This is a genomic window from Thermococcus sp. LS1 (genome assembly GCF_012027395.1).
Lineage (GTDB): Archaea > Methanobacteriota_B > Thermococci > Thermococcales > Thermococcaceae > Thermococcus.
The window spans coordinates 502,968-519,350 of the sequence record NZ_SNUJ01000002.1 but is presented as its reverse complement, the minus strand read 5'-3'; the positions used below and the strand labels follow the sequence as shown (position 1 = coordinate 519,350).

The 16,383-nt window shown below is 52.8% G+C and carries 15 protein-coding genes; 8 read left to right on the top strand and 7 right to left on the bottom strand.

Annotated elements, in window-relative coordinates:
- The first annotated feature begins 58 nt into the window (after positions 1 to 58).
- The 3 genes from E3E26_RS07270 (at position 59) to moaC (ending at position 5,073) form a co-directional block, all read left to right on the top strand.
- A complete protein-coding gene (locus E3E26_RS07270; RefSeq protein WP_167900600.1) occupies positions 59 to 1,618 on the top strand; it encodes a hypothetical protein in 1,560 nt (519 codons plus the stop codon).
- Positions 1,619 to 1,688: 70 nt separating this feature from the next.
- The gene (locus E3E26_RS07265; protein WP_167900599.1) at positions 1,689 to 4,571 is read left to right on the top strand and encodes an intein-containing RctB family protein; all 2,883 of its coding nucleotides are present in this window, start codon (positions 1,689 to 1,691) and stop codon (positions 4,569 to 4,571) included.
- Positions 4,572 to 4,602: 31 nt separating this feature from the next.
- A complete protein-coding gene (moaC, locus tag E3E26_RS07260; protein ID WP_167730015.1) occupies positions 4,603 to 5,073 on the top strand; it encodes a cyclic pyranopterin monophosphate synthase MoaC in 471 nt (156 codons plus the stop codon).
- Between the two features lie 13 nt (positions 5,074 to 5,086).
- Here moaC and E3E26_RS07255 read toward each other — a convergent pair whose 3' ends face one another.
- Positions 5,087 to 5,593: a hypothetical protein gene (locus E3E26_RS07255; RefSeq protein WP_167900598.1), complete on the bottom strand. Its 507-nt coding sequence runs from the start codon at positions 5,591 to 5,593 to the stop codon at positions 5,087 to 5,089.
- A gap of 142 nt (positions 5,594 to 5,735) precedes the next feature.
- On the opposite strand from E3E26_RS07255, the gene E3E26_RS07250 reads away from it, so the two are divergent.
- Positions 5,736 to 7,460, top strand: a complete 1,725-nt coding sequence (locus tag E3E26_RS07250) for an endonuclease MutS2 (protein ID WP_167900597.1) — start codon at positions 5,736 to 5,738, stop codon at positions 7,458 to 7,460.
- Here E3E26_RS07250 and E3E26_RS07245 read toward each other — a convergent pair.
- Positions 7,453 to 8,115, bottom strand: a complete 663-nt coding sequence (locus E3E26_RS07245) for a Kae1-associated kinase Bud32 (RefSeq protein ID WP_167900596.1) — start codon at positions 8,113 to 8,115, stop codon at positions 7,453 to 7,455. The genes E3E26_RS07250 and E3E26_RS07245 overlap by 8 nt on opposite strands.
- A gap of 5 nt (positions 8,116 to 8,120) precedes the next feature.
- Positions 8,121 to 8,432, bottom strand: coding sequence for a hypothetical protein (locus E3E26_RS07240; RefSeq protein ID WP_167900595.1), 312 nt, complete (start codon positions 8,430 to 8,432; stop codon positions 8,121 to 8,123).
- A gap of 176 nt (positions 8,433 to 8,608) precedes the next feature.
- On the opposite strand from E3E26_RS07240, the gene thsB reads away from it, so the two are divergent.
- The 4 genes from thsB (at position 8,609) to E3E26_RS07220 (ending at position 13,088) form a co-directional block, all read left to right on the top strand.
- Positions 8,609 to 10,261 (top strand): thermosome subunit beta, encoded by a 1,653-nt coding sequence (gene thsB / locus E3E26_RS07235; RefSeq protein ID WP_167900594.1) that lies wholly within the window; start codon positions 8,609 to 8,611, stop codon positions 10,259 to 10,261.
- A 72-nt stretch (positions 10,262 to 10,333) separates the two neighbouring features.
- Positions 10,334 to 10,894 carry a hypothetical protein gene (locus tag E3E26_RS07230; protein WP_167900593.1) on the top strand — a complete coding sequence of 187 codons (561 nt, stop codon included), beginning with the start codon at positions 10,334 to 10,336 and terminating at the stop codon, positions 10,892 to 10,894.
- Positions 10,895 to 10,932: 38 nt separating this feature from the next.
- Positions 10,933 to 11,802, top strand: a complete 870-nt coding sequence (gene htpX / locus E3E26_RS07225) for a zinc metalloprotease HtpX (RefSeq protein ID WP_167900592.1) — start codon at positions 10,933 to 10,935, stop codon at positions 11,800 to 11,802.
- Positions 11,803 to 11,945: 143 nt separating this feature from the next.
- Positions 11,946 to 13,088, top strand: coding sequence for an amidohydrolase (locus E3E26_RS07220; protein ID WP_167900786.1), 1,143 nt, complete (start codon positions 11,946 to 11,948; stop codon positions 13,086 to 13,088).
- Between the two features lie 42 nt (positions 13,089 to 13,130).
- Here the strand turns inward: E3E26_RS07220 and E3E26_RS07215 are convergent, their stop codons facing one another.
- From E3E26_RS07215 to E3E26_RS07200, 4 genes are read right to left on the bottom strand one after another with little or no spacing between them, the layout of a single operon-like run.
- The gene (locus E3E26_RS07215; RefSeq protein WP_167900591.1) at positions 13,131 to 14,078 is read right to left on the bottom strand and encodes a radical SAM protein; all 948 of its coding nucleotides are present in this window, start codon (positions 14,076 to 14,078) and stop codon (positions 13,131 to 13,133) included.
- Positions 14,062 to 14,877: an NAD(P)/FAD-dependent oxidoreductase gene (locus tag E3E26_RS07210; RefSeq protein ID WP_167900590.1), complete on the bottom strand. Its 816-nt coding sequence runs from the start codon at positions 14,875 to 14,877 to the stop codon at positions 14,062 to 14,064. Before E3E26_RS07210 ends, E3E26_RS07215 begins: the two co-directional genes overlap by 17 nt.
- Entirely contained in the window at positions 14,859 to 15,491 is a 633-nt protein-coding gene (locus E3E26_RS07205; protein ID WP_167900589.1) for an isochorismatase family protein, read from the bottom strand. Before E3E26_RS07205 ends, E3E26_RS07210 begins: the two co-directional genes overlap by 19 nt.
- Before the next feature lie 23 nt (positions 15,492 to 15,514).
- Positions 15,515 to 16,321: an SDR family oxidoreductase gene (locus E3E26_RS07200; protein ID WP_206204357.1), complete on the bottom strand. Its 807-nt coding sequence runs from the start codon at positions 16,319 to 16,321 to the stop codon at positions 15,515 to 15,517.
- Positions 16,322 to 16,383 lie beyond the last annotated feature (62 nt).

Sequence of the window (16,383 nt, the reverse complement as noted above, 5' to 3'; positions counted from 1 at the left end):
GATTTCATATGGGGTAATTCTTTTAAATTTTAATAGTATAGTTAGAACTTGATTGCTTATGCAGTCTAAGAGGTGCGATATACATTATCTCGTAACACGGATTATTAATCCAACGTTGAACTGGATTATAGTGACTATGCGTTCATCCCAACATGTACTTAAGGGCAGGATTAACACCCAATATGGACCGGCAAATTTAAGGTGGAGAGATACTACTATATGGGACAGCTTTTCGATAGAATTAGAAGTTTGGAGGGATGACCTTTGGAGATATGAGAAAAAAGAGTCAGTAGACCCTGAATTAATACTTGAACCTTTGTTCAGTATTCTTTCGAGGATGGAGGCTAAACTTCCAGACAATGAGAAAAAACAAAGAATACTCTCTGAGCTTTACGAGATGGTTCTAAGAATTGGCAGATACTTGGAAGCTGAGGAGTACGTGAAAAAAGAGTTATCTGAGGTAAAGTCAAGAGCCGCTTATATCAAGGAAATGGATGAGAATCTAAAGAATACTATCCGAGAGAGCCAAAGAAAACTTTCGAGAGAAGCTCCAATAGTTTACTCCTCTCTCAACAATAGTGTATCTGTCCCCAAAATCTCTTCTCGACAGAGTTCCATCGAGACTAGAGGGATTCCAGCACTGATAATAATTAAAAATTCACGAATCAGAAGAAAAGGGAGACTCTGGGTGAGCAATGATGGCTGGGTTGGAATTGCCATTGATGGAAGTTCTCTCAAAGGAATTGTGAAAAGATCTAAAGTTAGAATATGTAAAGATAGTAACACAATAAAAGTTGAAATTGACAAGATTACTGACAAAGATATGGAACGATGGAACCATTATAAAAACACGTATCTTGCTCCCGAGAAATTGATTCCTGTAAATTTTGATAAAAATTGCAGCAAAAAACAGAAGACCAAGAAAAAAGGCATATTTCCTATTATAGGCAAAATACTAGGGGGAGTGACTTCCATATTTGTGGGCATTTTAGCTGTTCTCTTATTACTTTTGTTATTACTCTCGACAATTTCATACATATGGGGCTTTGTATCCCCAATAACACTTATTTTAACAGCTCCTAACAGTCAGGACATGAACTGGGTTATGGGAAATCCTTCGAGAGTGTATTTCTACGACATTGATTCAAGCTGCTATACCGCCGACAAAATAGTAATAGACTCAAGTCTAAATTATCTCTCAAAAGAGACTGGTGTTAAATTTATAGAGCTCCCTCACCCTTTGGCTCTTTTGATTGGGGGCATCAGTTATTCATGTACTCCGCCAAAGACGGAATTCGCTGCTGGTGAGGCTGAATCTGGGTATGGTGGCATCTCGATTTTTGTCATATCATGGAACAAGATAAGAATCCCCCACAATTTTATGACCCAGGAAGTAGTACTACACGAAACTTTACATGCCATGAGCTTTGGACACAGTAATGATCCCAGCAACATCATGTATCCAACTATCACAGGAGTTTCAACCTTGAATTCCCAGCTTAAGAACTACATTCACACTTGGTATGTGAAAAATCCTCTAGCATATCTCACAATAGTACCAAGGAACTTGGCACTTTTAGTGTTCATTCTGTTTATCCTAATCTCAAAAGCCAGTTAATTGGGGATAACGACTTTGTCCCTCGAAAGCTTAAAATAACGTTAGGAGAATCTAAAACGGGGGTGAGAGGATGATTCCGCTGAAGAAGATTGATAAGATAAGGTGGGAGATACCAAAGTTCGATAAGAGGATGCGCGTTCCGGGAAGGGTCTACGCCGATGATGTTCTCATAGAGAAGATGAGAGGAGATAAGACTCTTGAGCAGGCGGCAAATGTTGCCATGCTCCCTGGCATCTACAAGTATTCCATAGTCATGCCCGACGGACACCAGGGCTACGGGTTCCCAATCGGTGGTGTAGCGGCCTTTGACGTGAAAGAGGGCGTAATAAGCCCCGGAGGCGTGGGATATGACATCAACTGCCTTGCTCCCGGCTCAAAGGTCCTGACCGAGCACGGCTACTGGCTTAAGGTTGAGGAGCTTCCCGAGAAGTTCAAGCTCCAAGGCGTGAAGGTGTACAACCTCGATGAGGGCCACAACGACGCCTCAAACGTTGCCTTCGTCGCGGAGAGAGAAGTTGAAGAAGGCGAGATTGCGATAAGAATAACGACCGAGAGCGGCAGGGTGATCGAGGGAAGCGAAGACCACCCTGTTCTCACGCCAGAAGGCTACGTCTACCTGGGCAACGTCAAGGAAGGTGACCTGGTCATAGTGTATCCCTTTGAGGGAGTTGAGTACGAGGAGAGAGAGGGCATAATTCTCGACGAAGATGCCTTTAAGGATGAAGACCCCCAAGTGATAAAGTTCCTCCGTGAGAAAAACCTAGTTCCGCTCCGCTGGGAGGATCCCAAGGTAGGGACGATAGCGAGGATACTGGGCTTCGCCTTCGGCGACGGCCACCTTGGCGAGATGTCTGGAAGGCTGACCCTGGCCTTCTACGGGAAGGAGGAGACTCTTAAAGAGCTCAAGAAAGACCTCGAAAGGCTCGGGATAAGCGCGAACCTCTACGTCCGCGAGAGAGACTACAGCATCGAAACGACCAGCGGGCACTACGAGGGGAAGAGCGTCTCCGCGGAGCTGAGGGTTACCTCAAGGAGCTTCGCGCTCCTCCTTGAGAGGCTTGGCATGCCGAGGGGCAGGAAGACAGAGAAAGCCTACCGCGTCCCGGAGTGGATAATGGAAGCCCCCCTCTGGGTCAAGAGAAACTTCCTGGCCGGGCTCTTCGCGGCCGATGGGAGCATAGTGGAGTTCAAGGGCAACACGCCTTTCCCGATAAACCTCACCCAGTCCAAGGATGAGAACCTTGCTGAGAACCTCGCGGAGTTTTTGGGCGACGTTGCCAAGCTCCTCGCAGAGTTCGGCATAAAGACGACCCTCTACGAAATAAAATCGAAGAAAGGAGTTACCTACAGGCTCTCGATAGTGGGAGAGGAGAGCGTTAGAGCCTTCGTCGAGAGGATAAACTACGAGTACGACCCAGAAAAGAAGGCCAAGGGCCTCATAGCGGCCGCTTACCTGAAGCTCAAGGAGCGCGTTAGGGAGGAGCGCAGGAAGGCAATGGAGAAAGCAAGGGAAGTTTACGAAAGAACAGGAAGCCTCAAAGAGGCCCACAATGCAGTTAAAGACGTTGTCAACAGGCGCTTCGTCGAGAGGAGTATCTACGAGGGTTACCGGGAGCCGAGGGTTTCAAAGGACTTCCCGACCTTCGAGGAGTTCGCAAGGGAGAGGGGCTACGAAGGCGGCTTTGTCGCCGAGAGGGCCGTGAAGGTGGAGAGGGTTAGGCCTTCCTACGACAGGTTCTACGACGTCGGCGTTTACCACGAGGCCCACAACTTCATAGCCAACGGCGTTGTCGTCCACAACTGTGGTGTCCGTCTTATCCGCACGAACCTAACTGAAAAGGAAGTTAGGCCGAAGATTAAGGAGCTCGTCGACACACTCTTCAAGAACGTGCCGAGTGGTCTTGGAAGCAAGGGGCGCGTGAGGCTCCACTGGAGCCAGCTCGACGATGTTCTGGCAGAGGGAGCAAAGTGGGCCGTTGACAACGGCTACGGCTGGAAGGGGGACCTTGAGCACCTTGAGGAAGGCGGCAGGATGGAGGGCGCGGATCCAAATGCCGTCAGCCAGAAGGCTAAGCAGAGGGGAGCTCCACAGCTCGGTTCCCTTGGCTCGGGAAACCACTTCCTCGAGATCCAGGTCGTTGACAAAATCTACGACGAGGAAGTGGCGAAGGCCTACGGTCTCTTCGAGGGCCAAGTCGTTGTGATGGTTCACACCGGAAGCAGGGGTCTCGGCCACCAGGTAGCGAGCGACTATCTTCGCGTGATGGAGAAAGCCAACAGGAAGTACGGGGTTCCGTGGCCCGACCGTGAGCTTGTCAGCGTTCCCTTCCAGAGCGAAGAGGGCCAGAGGTACTTCAGCGCAATGAAGGCGGCAGCAAACTTCGCCTGGGCCAACAGGCAGATGATAACCCACTGGGTCAGGGAGAGCTTTGAGGAGGTCTTCAAGCGCAAAGCCGAGGACATGGAGATGACCATCGTTTATGACGTTGCCCACAACATCGCAAAGGTCGAGGAGCACGAGGTTGATGGAAGGAAGGTCAAGGTCGTCGTCCACAGGAAGGGTGCTACCAGGGCCTTCCCTGCCGGTCATCCAGATGTGCCGAAGGCTTACAGGGACGTTGGCCAGCCGGTTCTCATTCCTGGCTCGATGGGTACCGCCAGCTACGTTCTTGCTGGAACTGAAGGCTCGATGAAGGAAACCTTCGGTTCGAGCTGCCACGGAGCCGGCAGGCTCCTCAGCAGAAAAGCGGCAACCAGACAGTACCGCGGTGACAGGCTCAAGAACGAGCTCCTCCAGAAGGGCATCTATATCAGGGCGGCAAGCCTCAGGGTTGTCGCTGAAGAGGCCCCAGGCGCTTACAAGAGCGTTGACAACGTTGTTAACGTCGTCCACGAGGCTGGCATTGCCAAGCTCGTCGCCAGGATGCGCCCGATGGGCGTTGCGAAGGGCTGATGCCTTTCTTTCAACTTTTGGGGGCGTTGCAATGAAGGAACTAACCCACGTCGATGAAAAAGGTGTCAAGATGGTCGAGGTTGGGCATAAGAGGGAAGTCTTCAGAAAGGCTGTCGCGAAGGGCAGGATACGGCTCAGACCGGAGACTATCGAGCTGATAAAGGCTGGGAAGACGAAGAAGGGCAACGTTATTGCGACGGCGCAGATTGCTGGAATTCTGGCCGTCAAAAAGACGCCCGAGCTGATTCCGCTCTGCCACCCGATACCGCTCACGGGCGTGGACATCTCCTTCGAGTTCGGCGAGGACTACATCGAGGCCACCTGCGAGGTTCGCGCGACCTACAAGACCGGAGTCGAGATGGAGGCCCTGACGGGGGTAACCCTCGCGCTGCTGACCATATGGGACATGGTTAAGGCCGTCGAGAAAGACGAGCAGGGTCAGTATCCGTTCACGAGAATTGAGGGCATCCACGTAGTCGAAAAGGTGAAGGAAGAAGGCTGAGGCCTTTCTTTTCTCATTCCCTGCAGTATCCCAGGATAACATATTCGAGGATCTTAAGCAGGTCATTGAGGAAGAAGCCCAGGAGCACGAGGAAGAAGCCTGCGAACGGGTATCTCTCGTCTAAATACTGAAGGCCGAAGACTAGGGGCGCCCAGATAACGAGAGGTTGGAAGCCCATCAGTATCTTCATCATTGTTGAAGTCTGGCTTAGGATGAGCTTTTTCAGTGCTCCCTCGTTCCTCACTAGATATGCGTTTTCTTTAAGCTTGAATTCCTTCGTAAGAGGGTCGGTGGTCCTCGCAAGCAGTTTGATCCCGTCCTTGAACTTTATAAGGTAGACGTGTTCTCCAAAGGTCGACTCAAGAAAAGCCTCAACCGTCAGCTCGACGTCCCAGTCTTCTCTCAGCTCGGCGACGTGAATGCCTTTTCGCCTCAGGCCTTCCACGAACTTCTTACTATCAAACTCCAGCTCCCATATCCTAAATCTGTAGCTGGGCTTAAGGAGTCTTTCGAGGAGCATTGAAGACACCGTGTTACTGTTATCGTTAGTACTGGCGCAACTCATCCTTATAAAATTTCCCGGGAGTTTCCTTGATGGATTGTGCTGGTGTGAGACGGTGAATGTCGGAAGGTTTTTTAGACTTCGACCCATTTCTTGAACGATGACCCTCAAGCTTAACCCAGAGGCTAAGGCAATCTACCGGGCGATACTCGAGGAGATAAAGAGGCGGTTAGTCCTTCCTGGAAGCTCGGCTTTTCTTGACGAGTTTGGGCCGGTTTCTGAGAGGGGTGAAATCCTCCGCAGACAGGCGTATTTCAAAGAGAACCTGCCGAAAATCCGGCCTGAACTCAGGAAATATCTCTCGAAAGTTCGGCCCATAAAGTTCAGGCGCGACTTCCTCCACGACAGGGTTCTGATAGTTGATGAGAGCGAGCTTGAAAAAGCGGAGAATTTAAACCTCTGTGAGGTCTCGACCAGCCTTGAGGATGCCGAAGGCTATCCCCTCGTCCTCAGCACCGTTGGCTACGGCATCGATGTTAAGCTTACACCTTCCGATATAGCTCCTGAGCTCTACATCATGCCTCTATGGGAGAACAGAGAGACGCTTCAAGCCCTCGTGGGTATAGGTGAGCTCACAGGAGAGAAGAGCGTTGCGGAAGAAATTCTCGAGGCGCTTAAAGAACTCGAAGAAGTCATGGAAAAAAGGAGGCTCCTTGATGGGCTCGAAGAACTGATAGCTGGCAAGGAGCGCGAGCTGAACGAGAAGATTTCAGAAAAGCTCGAGAAGTTCAGCTTGACTTTGAGCGGGAAAGAGCTGCTTGAATTCCTGGGCGAGCTTAAAGCTGGGAACTACGAGGCGATTTTCTCGCACTTCGGAGAGGTAGAGGGCGAAATTTTAGACCTCATCAACGGGGCAGAGAAAGAGCTGAGCGAAAAGCTCGGCGTCACGGTTGAGCTGTTCTCCCGCGAGGAGCTCTATCCCGTCACAGTTCCCCCAGAGAGAGTCGAAATGCTGAGAGAGGAACTTGAGAAGGAGCTCAAGGTGGAGCTCTACCTCAAGAGCCGCGAGGTTCTTGGAAAAATCCGTCCGCTTCTGGCTAGGCTTAAGGAAGAGCTGGAGAGAGTTTACGAGCTGGACTTCTTGAGGGCAGTGAAGGAGTTTGCGGAGGGCTTCACCTTCCCCGAGCTCTGGAACGGTGGAATCGCGTTCATCAACGGAAGGCACCTATTCATCGAAAATCCCCAGCCGGTGAGCTACGTCGTTGGGAGAAAGCCTGAGAACTTTGCCCTTCCCGGCGCGGAGAAGGTAAAGGACGAGCCCGTAGTAATCCTCACCGGTGCGAACAGCGGTGGAAAAACTTCACTCCTGGAGCTGATCACACAGATAACGCTCCTCGCCCATATGGGGCTGCCAGTTCCGGCAGAGAAAGCGTGGGTGGAGCCTCTCGATGAGCTGTTCTTCTTCAGGCGTAAGAGGAGCGTTTACGGTGCCGGAGCCTTTGAGACGGCCTTGAGGTCTTTCGTGAGGGCACTGAAGGGGGAGGGCAGAAAGCTGATCCTCATAGACGAGTTCGAGGCCATAACCGAACCGGGGGCGGCGGTCAAGATAATCGGAGAGCTCCTCAAAGTCGCCTATGAGAGGGGCTTTTACGTCGTCATAGTTTCACACCTCGGCGAGGATCTGAAGAGGGAGCTGCCCTTCGCGAGGGTTGACGGCATAGAGGCCAAAGGTCTGGATGAGAACCTCAACCTCATCGTAGACAGGCAGCCGAAGTTTGGAACGCTCGGAAGAAGCACGCCCGAGCTCATAGTCGAGCGTCTCGCAAGGATGAAGCGTGGAAAAGAGAGGGAGATTTTTGAGAGGATTCTTCAGGCATTTAGGTAACCCAGCTCCTCTCCCTGTACCTGCCTCTGCTTTCTATCTCCTCTATCTTGGCCTTCAGCTCTTCCGCCTTTTCTCTGCCCCTGACATCGGCGTAGCCCTCGAGAACGGCCGCAAAGCCCTCCTCAAACCAGGTGTAGTGCGTGCTCTCCATGGCTCTCTTGAGCAGGTGCAGGTCGACGCCCTGGGCTTCAAGCGTTGGGTCGAAATCGGCCAGACCGAAGTCTATGAGGTAAACCTTTCCGTCTCGAAGGATCATGTTTGAAGTTGTAAGGTCACCGTGCACTATTCCTGCCTCGTGGAGCTTCCCCACCTGTCTCCCAATCTCCCGGCAAAGGTTCAGCCTCTCCTCCATCGGGACGCTCTCGAGGAGCTCCTTTAATCTCTCTCCCTCGATGAACTCCATAACGATTTTCATGTCCCTCAGGTCGACCTCGTAGACGTAGGGGCAGTTGACGCCGAACTCCTTCGCCTTGTGGAGCACTCTTGCCTCGCGGACGGTTCGCTCTTTCCTCAGCCTCTCGTCTATCTCCTTTATGCGGTATCTCTTTGGAATGCGGTGTTTGATGATGACCTTCTCGTTGTCCCACGGAAAGTAGAGCTCCTCGAAGTGTGCTAGGTATATCTTAGCCTCCGCTCCCTGTTTTATGAGCTCCACTCCGGTCACCTCTCCTTAAGTCCGAACTCCTCGATTAGTCTCTCGTAGTTCCCGACTGTTGCCCTTATCGTTATTACGTTTTCCATCTTCACGACGAGGGTTCCAGTTCCGTCCCTCACTACGAGGACGGCCGAATCGATGTTGCCGTCATCGAGCTTCTCGCGGGCGTATCTGAGCTTCTCCTCGTCCGACTCAAGCATATCATCAATCACGGAAGCCTCGTTCTCAACGTCCACGCTCAGGAGGTCGTACTCCTCAACGCGTCCAAAGACTTCCCTCACCCTCTCAACAGGCACCTCATAAACCCTCGGCTCCATGTTCCACACCTGGAATTGATCCGTTTTGAAGGTTTTAGCCCTTTCCCCCACTTCTATGTCAACTTTTTGTCATTTATTCAAAAATCAGTCGTTTTTTTGAAATTTTCGACCCAAAAACTTTTATAGAGTGCTGACGAAGCGTTTTTGCCAAATTGATTTAGAAGGAGGAATGTCGAATGGCACAGCTTAGTGGACAGCCGGTTGTTATTCTGCCCGAGGGAACCCAGAGGTACGTTGGAAGGGACGCCCAGAGGATTAATATCCTTGCCGCGAGGATTATTGCTGAGACCGTGAGGACCACCCTCGGTCCGAAGGGTATGGACAAAATGCTTGTTGACAGCCTTGGGGATGTTGTCATTACCAACGATGGAGCCACCATTCTTGACAGGATTGATCTCCAGCACCCTGCTGCTAAGATGATGGTTGAGGTCGCCAAGACTCAGGATAAGGAGGCTGGTGATGGTACTACTACTGCTGTTGTGATTGCTGGTGAGCTTCTCAGGAAGGCTGAGGAGCTTCTTGACCAGAACATTCACCCGAGCATCATCGTCAAGGGTTACACCATGGCCGCCGAGAAGGCCCAGGAAATACTCGAGAACATCGCCATCAAGGTCACTCCCGACGACGAGGAGACCCTTCTGAAGATAGCCATGACATCAATCACAGGCAAGAACGCCGAGAGCCACAAGGAGCTCTTCGCCAGGCTCGCCGTTGATGCCGTCAAGCAGGTCGCCGAGAAGAAGAACGGCAAGTATGTCGTCGACATCGACAACATCAAGATCGAGAAGAAGGCCGGTGAGAGCGTCGAAGAGAGCGAGCTCATCCGCGGTGTGGTTATCGATAAGGAGCGCGTCCACCCGAGGATGCCTACCAAGGTTGAGGGAGCCAAGATAGCCCTCATCAACGAGGCCCTTGAGGTCAAGAAGACCGAGACCGACGCCAAGATAAACATCACCAGCCCGGACCAGCTCTTCCAGTTCATCGAGCAGGAGGAGAAGATGCTCAAGGACATGGTCGACCAGATAGCTGCCACCGGCGCAAACGTTCTCTTCGTCCAGAAGGGTATTGACGACCTTGCCCAGCACTACCTTGCCAAGTACGGTATCCTCGCCGTCAGGCGCGTCAAGAAGAGCGACATGGAGAAGCTCGCCAAGGCCACCGGAGCTAAGGTCGTTACCAACGTCAAGGACCTCACTCCGGAAGACCTCGGCCACGCCGATCTCGTTGAGGAGCGCAAGATAGCGGGCGAAAGCATGATCTTCGTTGAAGGCTGCAAGAACCCGAAGGCCGTCACCATCCTCATCCGCGGCGGTACCGAACACGTCATCGACGAGGTTGAGCGCGCCCTTGAGGACGCCATCAAGGTCGTCAAGGACGTCATGGAAGACGGAGCCGTTCTCCCGGCCGGAGGTGCCGGTGAGATTGAGCTCAGCATCAAGCTCGACGAGTACGCCAAGGAGGTCGGCGGCAAGGAGGCCCTTGCTATAGAGGCCTTCGCTGAGGCCCTCAAGATAATCCCGAAGACCCTCGCTGAGAACGCCGGTCTCGACACCGTCGAGATGCTCGTCAAGGTCATCAGCGAACACAAGAACAAGGGTAAGAACATAGGCATAGACATCTTCGAAGGCGGACCTGCTGACATGATTGAGAGGGGCATCATCGAGCCTCTCCGCGTCAAGAAGCAGGCCATCAAGAGCGCCAGTGAGGCGGCAATAATGATCCTCAGAATCGACGACGTCATCGCCGCCAAGCTCAGCAAGCCCGAAGGTGGCCAGGGCGGTGGCATGCCCGATATGGGCGGAATGGGCGGTATGGATATGGGCATGTGATGCCCCTTTCACTTCTCTTTTCTGTCCAGCAGTTCTTATAAAGCAGCGTTAAGCAATCCTTCCGGTGGTTGTATGTACAGCGTGAAGAAAAGCAAAGCTGGCTACATTTTTGACCTTCCGAGGGAGAGGATAGCGTTCATGTTCCTTGAGGACGGCACGTACCTTATGTATCACGACGAGAAAGTCCTCTGCTACTCCATGAAGCCAGTCCCCGTTAGTAGGGAGGAAATAGAGCGCTTTGAAAAGAGCGGAGAGCCTCCAGAACTGGTGAAGTCAATAAAGTCTGGAAAATATCCGGAAGTCTGCGTCGTTAAACAGCTCCCGCCTGTAGACGAGGACTTAACGCAGCTCAATCCCGACAGGAAGTGCGTTGTCATCTTCACGGGCTTTCAGGATACGGTAATAGACTACGTCGAATGCAACGGGCAGACCCTTGCAGTGGCGAGGCTTGTGGACGAGCCCGATAGAGTCTGCAGGTTCTTTGGAAAGGGCAACTACAAAATTGCGGCGGTGAAGCTCAAGCGCGGTGGGGACTGTCTCGGCAGGAAGGAGTTTCTTCAGAAGGTCGAAGAGTGCAGGAGTGCACTTCAAGGGAACTTAAGGCACCGAAATATTTTAGTATTGTCTGGTTAGTTTAATCTTGTGGGTAAAGGTTAAGCGGAGGTGAGACCATGGGGCTCGAACTGTGGCTCAGAACCGGCCTGCTGATGGCCGTGCTTACGGGATTACTGATGGCAATAGGCTACCTCATCGGCGGAACGAGTCTAATGTTCGTAATGTTCATGTTTTCGCTCGTCATGAACTTTATCTCCTACTGGTACAGCGACAGGATAGTGCTGGCCTGGTATCGGGCTAGAATAGTTGATGAAGAGGAAGCACCGGAACTCTACGCGATAGTCAGGAGTCTTGCCGAGAGGGCTGGACTTCCGGTGCCAAGGATTGCGATAATCCCTAGCGAGACACCGAATGCGTTCGCCACTGGAAGGAATCCCAAGCACGCGGTGGTGGCCGTTACAACTGGATTGCTCAGGATACTCAACAGGGACGAGCTTGAGGGCGTTATAGCTCATGAGCTCACTCACATCAAGAACAGGGATATCCTCATAGGCACAATAGCAGCAGCTCTGGCGGGGGCGATAGTCCAGCTTGCCTACTGGGCCAGGTGGATAGCAATATTCGGAGGCTTCGGCAACGACAGGGACAGGGACAACGTTATAACGGCCCTCCTCATCGCGGTTCTCGCACCGATAGCAGCCATGCTTGTCCAGGCCGCAGTCAGCCGCTCGAGGGAGTACCTCGCCGACGAGGGAGGGGCCAAGATAAGCGGGAAGCCCCACGCTCTGGCCAGTGCACTGCTAAAGATTGAACAGGCCGTCTACTACAAGCCAATGAGGGAAGGCAACCCTGCGACGGCCCACATGTTCATAGTCAACCCCTTCAAGGGGACGAGCCTCGCGAGCCTGTTCTCCACCCACCCGCCAACGGAGAAGAGAATAGAGAGGCTCAGGAAGATCGCGGAGGAGATGGGCATCTACTTCTGAGGCCCTTCCCTTCTGTTTTTATCTTGCTTTTGCCGGATAGGGTGGATATTGTTGAGTTCTTGAATTCTATAATTGTTTAATTCTGCAATTACATCATCGACAGGCATTTAAGCGTTCGGGCGAACTCTTAAGCGGTGACGACCATGAAGGCCGTTAAAGCCACCCTTCTCTACGATGGTCTTGGCAACCTTGAGAAAGACGTTTACGTCGTGTTTGACAAGGAAATAATCGAGGTAACGAAGGAGAAACCGAAGGAAGCGGAGATAATAGCAGAGGGCGTTGTAACCCCTGCGTTCATCGATGGCCACAGCCACATAGGAATGGGCCGCTACGGCGAGCCCTACCAGGAAGGCGAGACCAACGAGCAGATGGATGCAGTCCTTCCACTCGTTGATGCGCTCTACTCCATCTACATGGACGACAAGGCCTTCAAGCACTCGATTGAGTTTGGCGTTCTGTATTCGTCCGTCCTGCCTGGCAGCGGGAACATCATCGGTGGAAGGGCCGTTCTCATCAAGAACTACGGCAGAGACATAGAGGATGCCTTCATGAAATATGTCGGTGTCAAAGCTGCCTTCGGCTACAACCCGCGCTCGACCACGAACTGGAAGGGAACAAGACCAAGCACGAGGATGGGTGCCATAGGTATTCTCCTTGACTGGCTCATAAAGACGCAGAAGACGATAGCTTTGCTTGAGAAGGGCAAGAAAGAACCGGAGGAGATAGAGCCAACGGTTGAGGCACTAATCCCTGTCCTTAAAGGAGAGGTTCCACTCAGGGTTCATGTTCATAAAGAGGACGACATTGCGGCGCTGCTCATGATAAAGCGCAAGTTTGGGCTTAAGATAACCATCGAGCACGCCTGCGACGTCCACAGCAGGGAAACCTTCGAGAAGATAAAGAAAGAAGGCGTGCCACTCGTCTACGGCCCCTTTGATTCTCTGCCCTACAAGGTCGAGCTGAAGCACGAGGACTGGAAGAACGCCAGATACCTGCTCGAGGTCAAGCCGCTCTTTGGACTGATGAGCGACCACCCAGTTACGCTCCAGGCCAACCTCTACCTCCAGCTCAGGCACTTCATAAGGCTCGGCATGAGCAAGGAAGAGGCGATAAAGATCATAACCCACAACAACGCGAAAATCCTCGGCGTTGACGACAAGCTCGGAAGCATAGAGAAGGGCAAGTGGGCCTCGCTGGTGGTCTGGAACGGCGATCCGTTCCACATGGAGAACTACCCGACGCACGTCTTCGCGGAGGGAGAGCTGATTCACGAGGTAGATTGGTGAGTTTTCTTTTTCCTAATTTTGAAGAAATGAGAAGAAAGGCCTTCAGCTCAAACTAAAGTCAAACCCCCTCGCGAAGGTGTAGGCTTCTCTAAGCTCTGGCCTCTCCTTGAGGAAGCGGAGGATGTACTGGCCGCAGTTCGAGCCGATGAGATTCTCGCGCGTGTCGCCGACCGATATAATGACGTCGTAGCCGAGCCTCTTTAAATCGTCCACGAACTTCCTGTGCTTCATCGGAAGGCCCGTCTCAAGGTCAACGTCGTTGGTGAGCTTATTCTTTAGCACGCTCACCGTCGGGTTGAGCGGCGTTATCTTGATGAGGAAGTATTCCTTCGGGAAGTACTCGGCTATGACCTCTGCATCGGCCTCGTTCTCCCTCGCTAAGGCGAAGTTGAGCGTAATCTTCTTGCCGCCCTCGTCGTAGAAGGCCTTCCCGTACTCGGCTATCCTCTCGAAGTCCCACTTCCTTATCGGGATTATCTCGTCCCTCTGCTCCGGGTTGGTCGAGTGTATCGAGAACTGGAGCTGGAAGTTGGTTGGAAACATTTCCTTCTTGAGCTCGAGGAGGGCCTCGAAGAACTTATCGGTTCCTATCGGGGCAACGGTGGAGAGTGATGGGTGGAAATTCTCGTAGCGCTCGCCCAAAATGCGCATCGCCTCTATCACCGCCATGTTGAAGCTTGGCTCGCCCATGCGCGCGAACTGCACCTTGAACTTCCTGGTTTTCGGCTTCCCGTTCCAGCGCTTGCTTACCGGATACTCAATCTGCTCGAGGAGCTCATCCACTGTAAGTCTGCCCTTGTAGAAGAAGCCAGCGTCGCACATCTTACAGCCCACGGGGCAGCCGTTGAGCGATGAAACTATGAGCACCCACTTTTCTTGCGGATTGTAGGTCGGAACCGACTCCACAAACTCCACTATGTTGTCCTTCGAAGTTTTCCCGATGTAAACGACCGCAACGTTCGGGTCTCCAACCTCACTCAGTATCTCCATATCTTTCCCTCCTCCATATGATCATGGCGGTCTTTATGCCGTCGGCTATGCTCAGGGCGGTCTGCCTGTAAATCCCGTTCTTCACGTCGCCGACGAGGAGAAGGTTATCGTCCTCAATCCCTTCGACGAGCTCGACGTTGGGAACCCTGCCTATCGCGCCGAGCACCAAATCAACCTCAAAATCGCCAGCGCTGGTCTTGGCTAAAAGCTTTTCTCTCCGCTCGATTTTCCGGAGCTGTCCCCGGAGAGTTGTTATGTTCGGCCTCTCGGAGACGAGCTTCTGGAGATAAGGTAATGCTTTGGGCTCGCTCCTCATGAGAATTATTACCTCATCGCTCATCTCGCTCAGGGTCATGGCGTAGTCAAAGGCCACATCGCCGCCGCCGATGATGAGAACCCGCCCATAGTGCTTCTTTGGAACTTCAGCGACGTGGTAGACTATCCCCTCGAAGGGAAGCTTTCTCGGTCTCGTCCCCGTCGCGACCACGAGGTATTTGAAGCGGTAAGTTCCTTTGTCCGTTTCGACCTCAAACAGCTCGCCGGTCTTTCTCACGGCCTTGACTTCCTCGTAGAGGATTTTCAGGTCGTATTTTTTTACGTACTCCTCAAGAATTTCGACGACCCTCTCGCCTTTGATTCCGTCGGGAAAGAACATGGTGTTCTCCACGGAGTAGGCGTTCCTTATCAGCCCCCCGATTCGGTCGCGCTCGAAGATTACGCTTTCAATGCCGTAGCGCTTGAGCTGGACGGCCGTCGCTATGCCGCCGATTCCAGCCCCGATTATTCCGACGAGAGCCATTCTAACACCTCCGAGAGAAGCGGCGTAACCGCGAAGCCGTGGGAAAGGTTTCTAAGCGTCGCCTCGTGGAAGAACCTGTTCTGGGTCAGTGTTCCGTCAACGGGAAATACCACCTTAAAGCCCCTCACGAAGGCCTCCCGGGCGGTCGTCTCGCAGCAGAGGTGGGTCATGACGCCGGTGACGATTATGGTCTCCACGTGGAGTTTTCTTAGAATGCCTTCAAGTTCGGTTCCGTAGAAGGCATTGTAGGTGCTCTTCTCGATTACGGTTTCGGCAAAGGGCCTGAACTCCCCGAGGAGCTCGTTCATCGGGTCGTCCCTTTTCATCTCGTCGCCCCACCAGTGGGCCATTATGTCTTTTTCGTGGTAGTGGCGCGTGAAGATTATCGGGACTCCGAGCCTCGAAGCTTCTCCATAGAACCCTACCAGCCTCGGAACGAAGCGTCTGGTCGAAGGGAGATAGGCTTTACTTTCCTCGCTCAGGAAGTGGCGCTGAAGGTCTATCGCGAGAACGGCGACCCTCTTGAAGGGCCGTATCTTCTCCCACTTTCTCTGCCTGAAGTACCGCTCCCTCATCTCCAATATAAAGTCCTCGGTGAAGTAGTCCTCCTTCATGGGGAGAAGAAGGAAAAAGCCGTTTAAAGGCTTATCCCCCTCGTCATCGCGCCGTCTATGACCACCGTCGAGCCGAGCATGTACTCTGCCTCATCGCTCAGGAGAAAAGCCACCAGCGAACCTAACTCGTCCCATCTGCCGGTTCTGTGGAGGGGTGTTCTGCCCAGCACTTCCCGCTCCCAGGTCTCCTCAAAGGTCTCGCCCCTCGACTCGGCAACGGCCTTGAGGTTCTCCCGTGCGCCAGGCGTATCAAAGCTGCCGAGCAGAACGCTGTAGGCCCTTATTCCGTGCTTTCCGTAGGTTCTTGAAACGCTCTTCGCCAGCTGAACCAGGCCGGCCCTCGTAACGTCCGCCAGAACCAGCGGCGGCATTGGCTCCTTTATCGAGACAGAGTTGAGGTAAACTAGGACTCCCTTCCTTTTCCCTTCAAGCCACGTCTGGACGAGGAGGGTCGTCAGGTAGCCTGGGGCAACTGCGTGGAGCTTCGCGGCCTCAACCCAGTCATCATAGCCCGCCTCGTGGAGGAGGCACGGCTCGCAGCGGACGTTTCCGGCATTCCAGACGAGGGCATCAATTCCACCCAAAAGCTCCCGGGACTCCTTGACGAGGTTCTCTAGGCTCCGCTGGTCGCAGAGGTTAGTCTTAACTGCGTAGACTTCTCCGAAGGGGGAGAGCTCGTCGAGGGCTTTCTTCAGGTTCTCCTCGCTCCGTGAGCTTATAACGACTCTCGCGTTCCTCTTCAACAGTTCCCGCGCCACGTTGAACCCTATTCCGCGTGATGAAGCCGTGACTATCACACCCAGGCCCTTGAGGTCTATCTCCACGCTCATGATCGTTTCTTCACCCGGGGATTAATAAACGTTGGCTGTCATTCTGACAAAGATTACCCGAA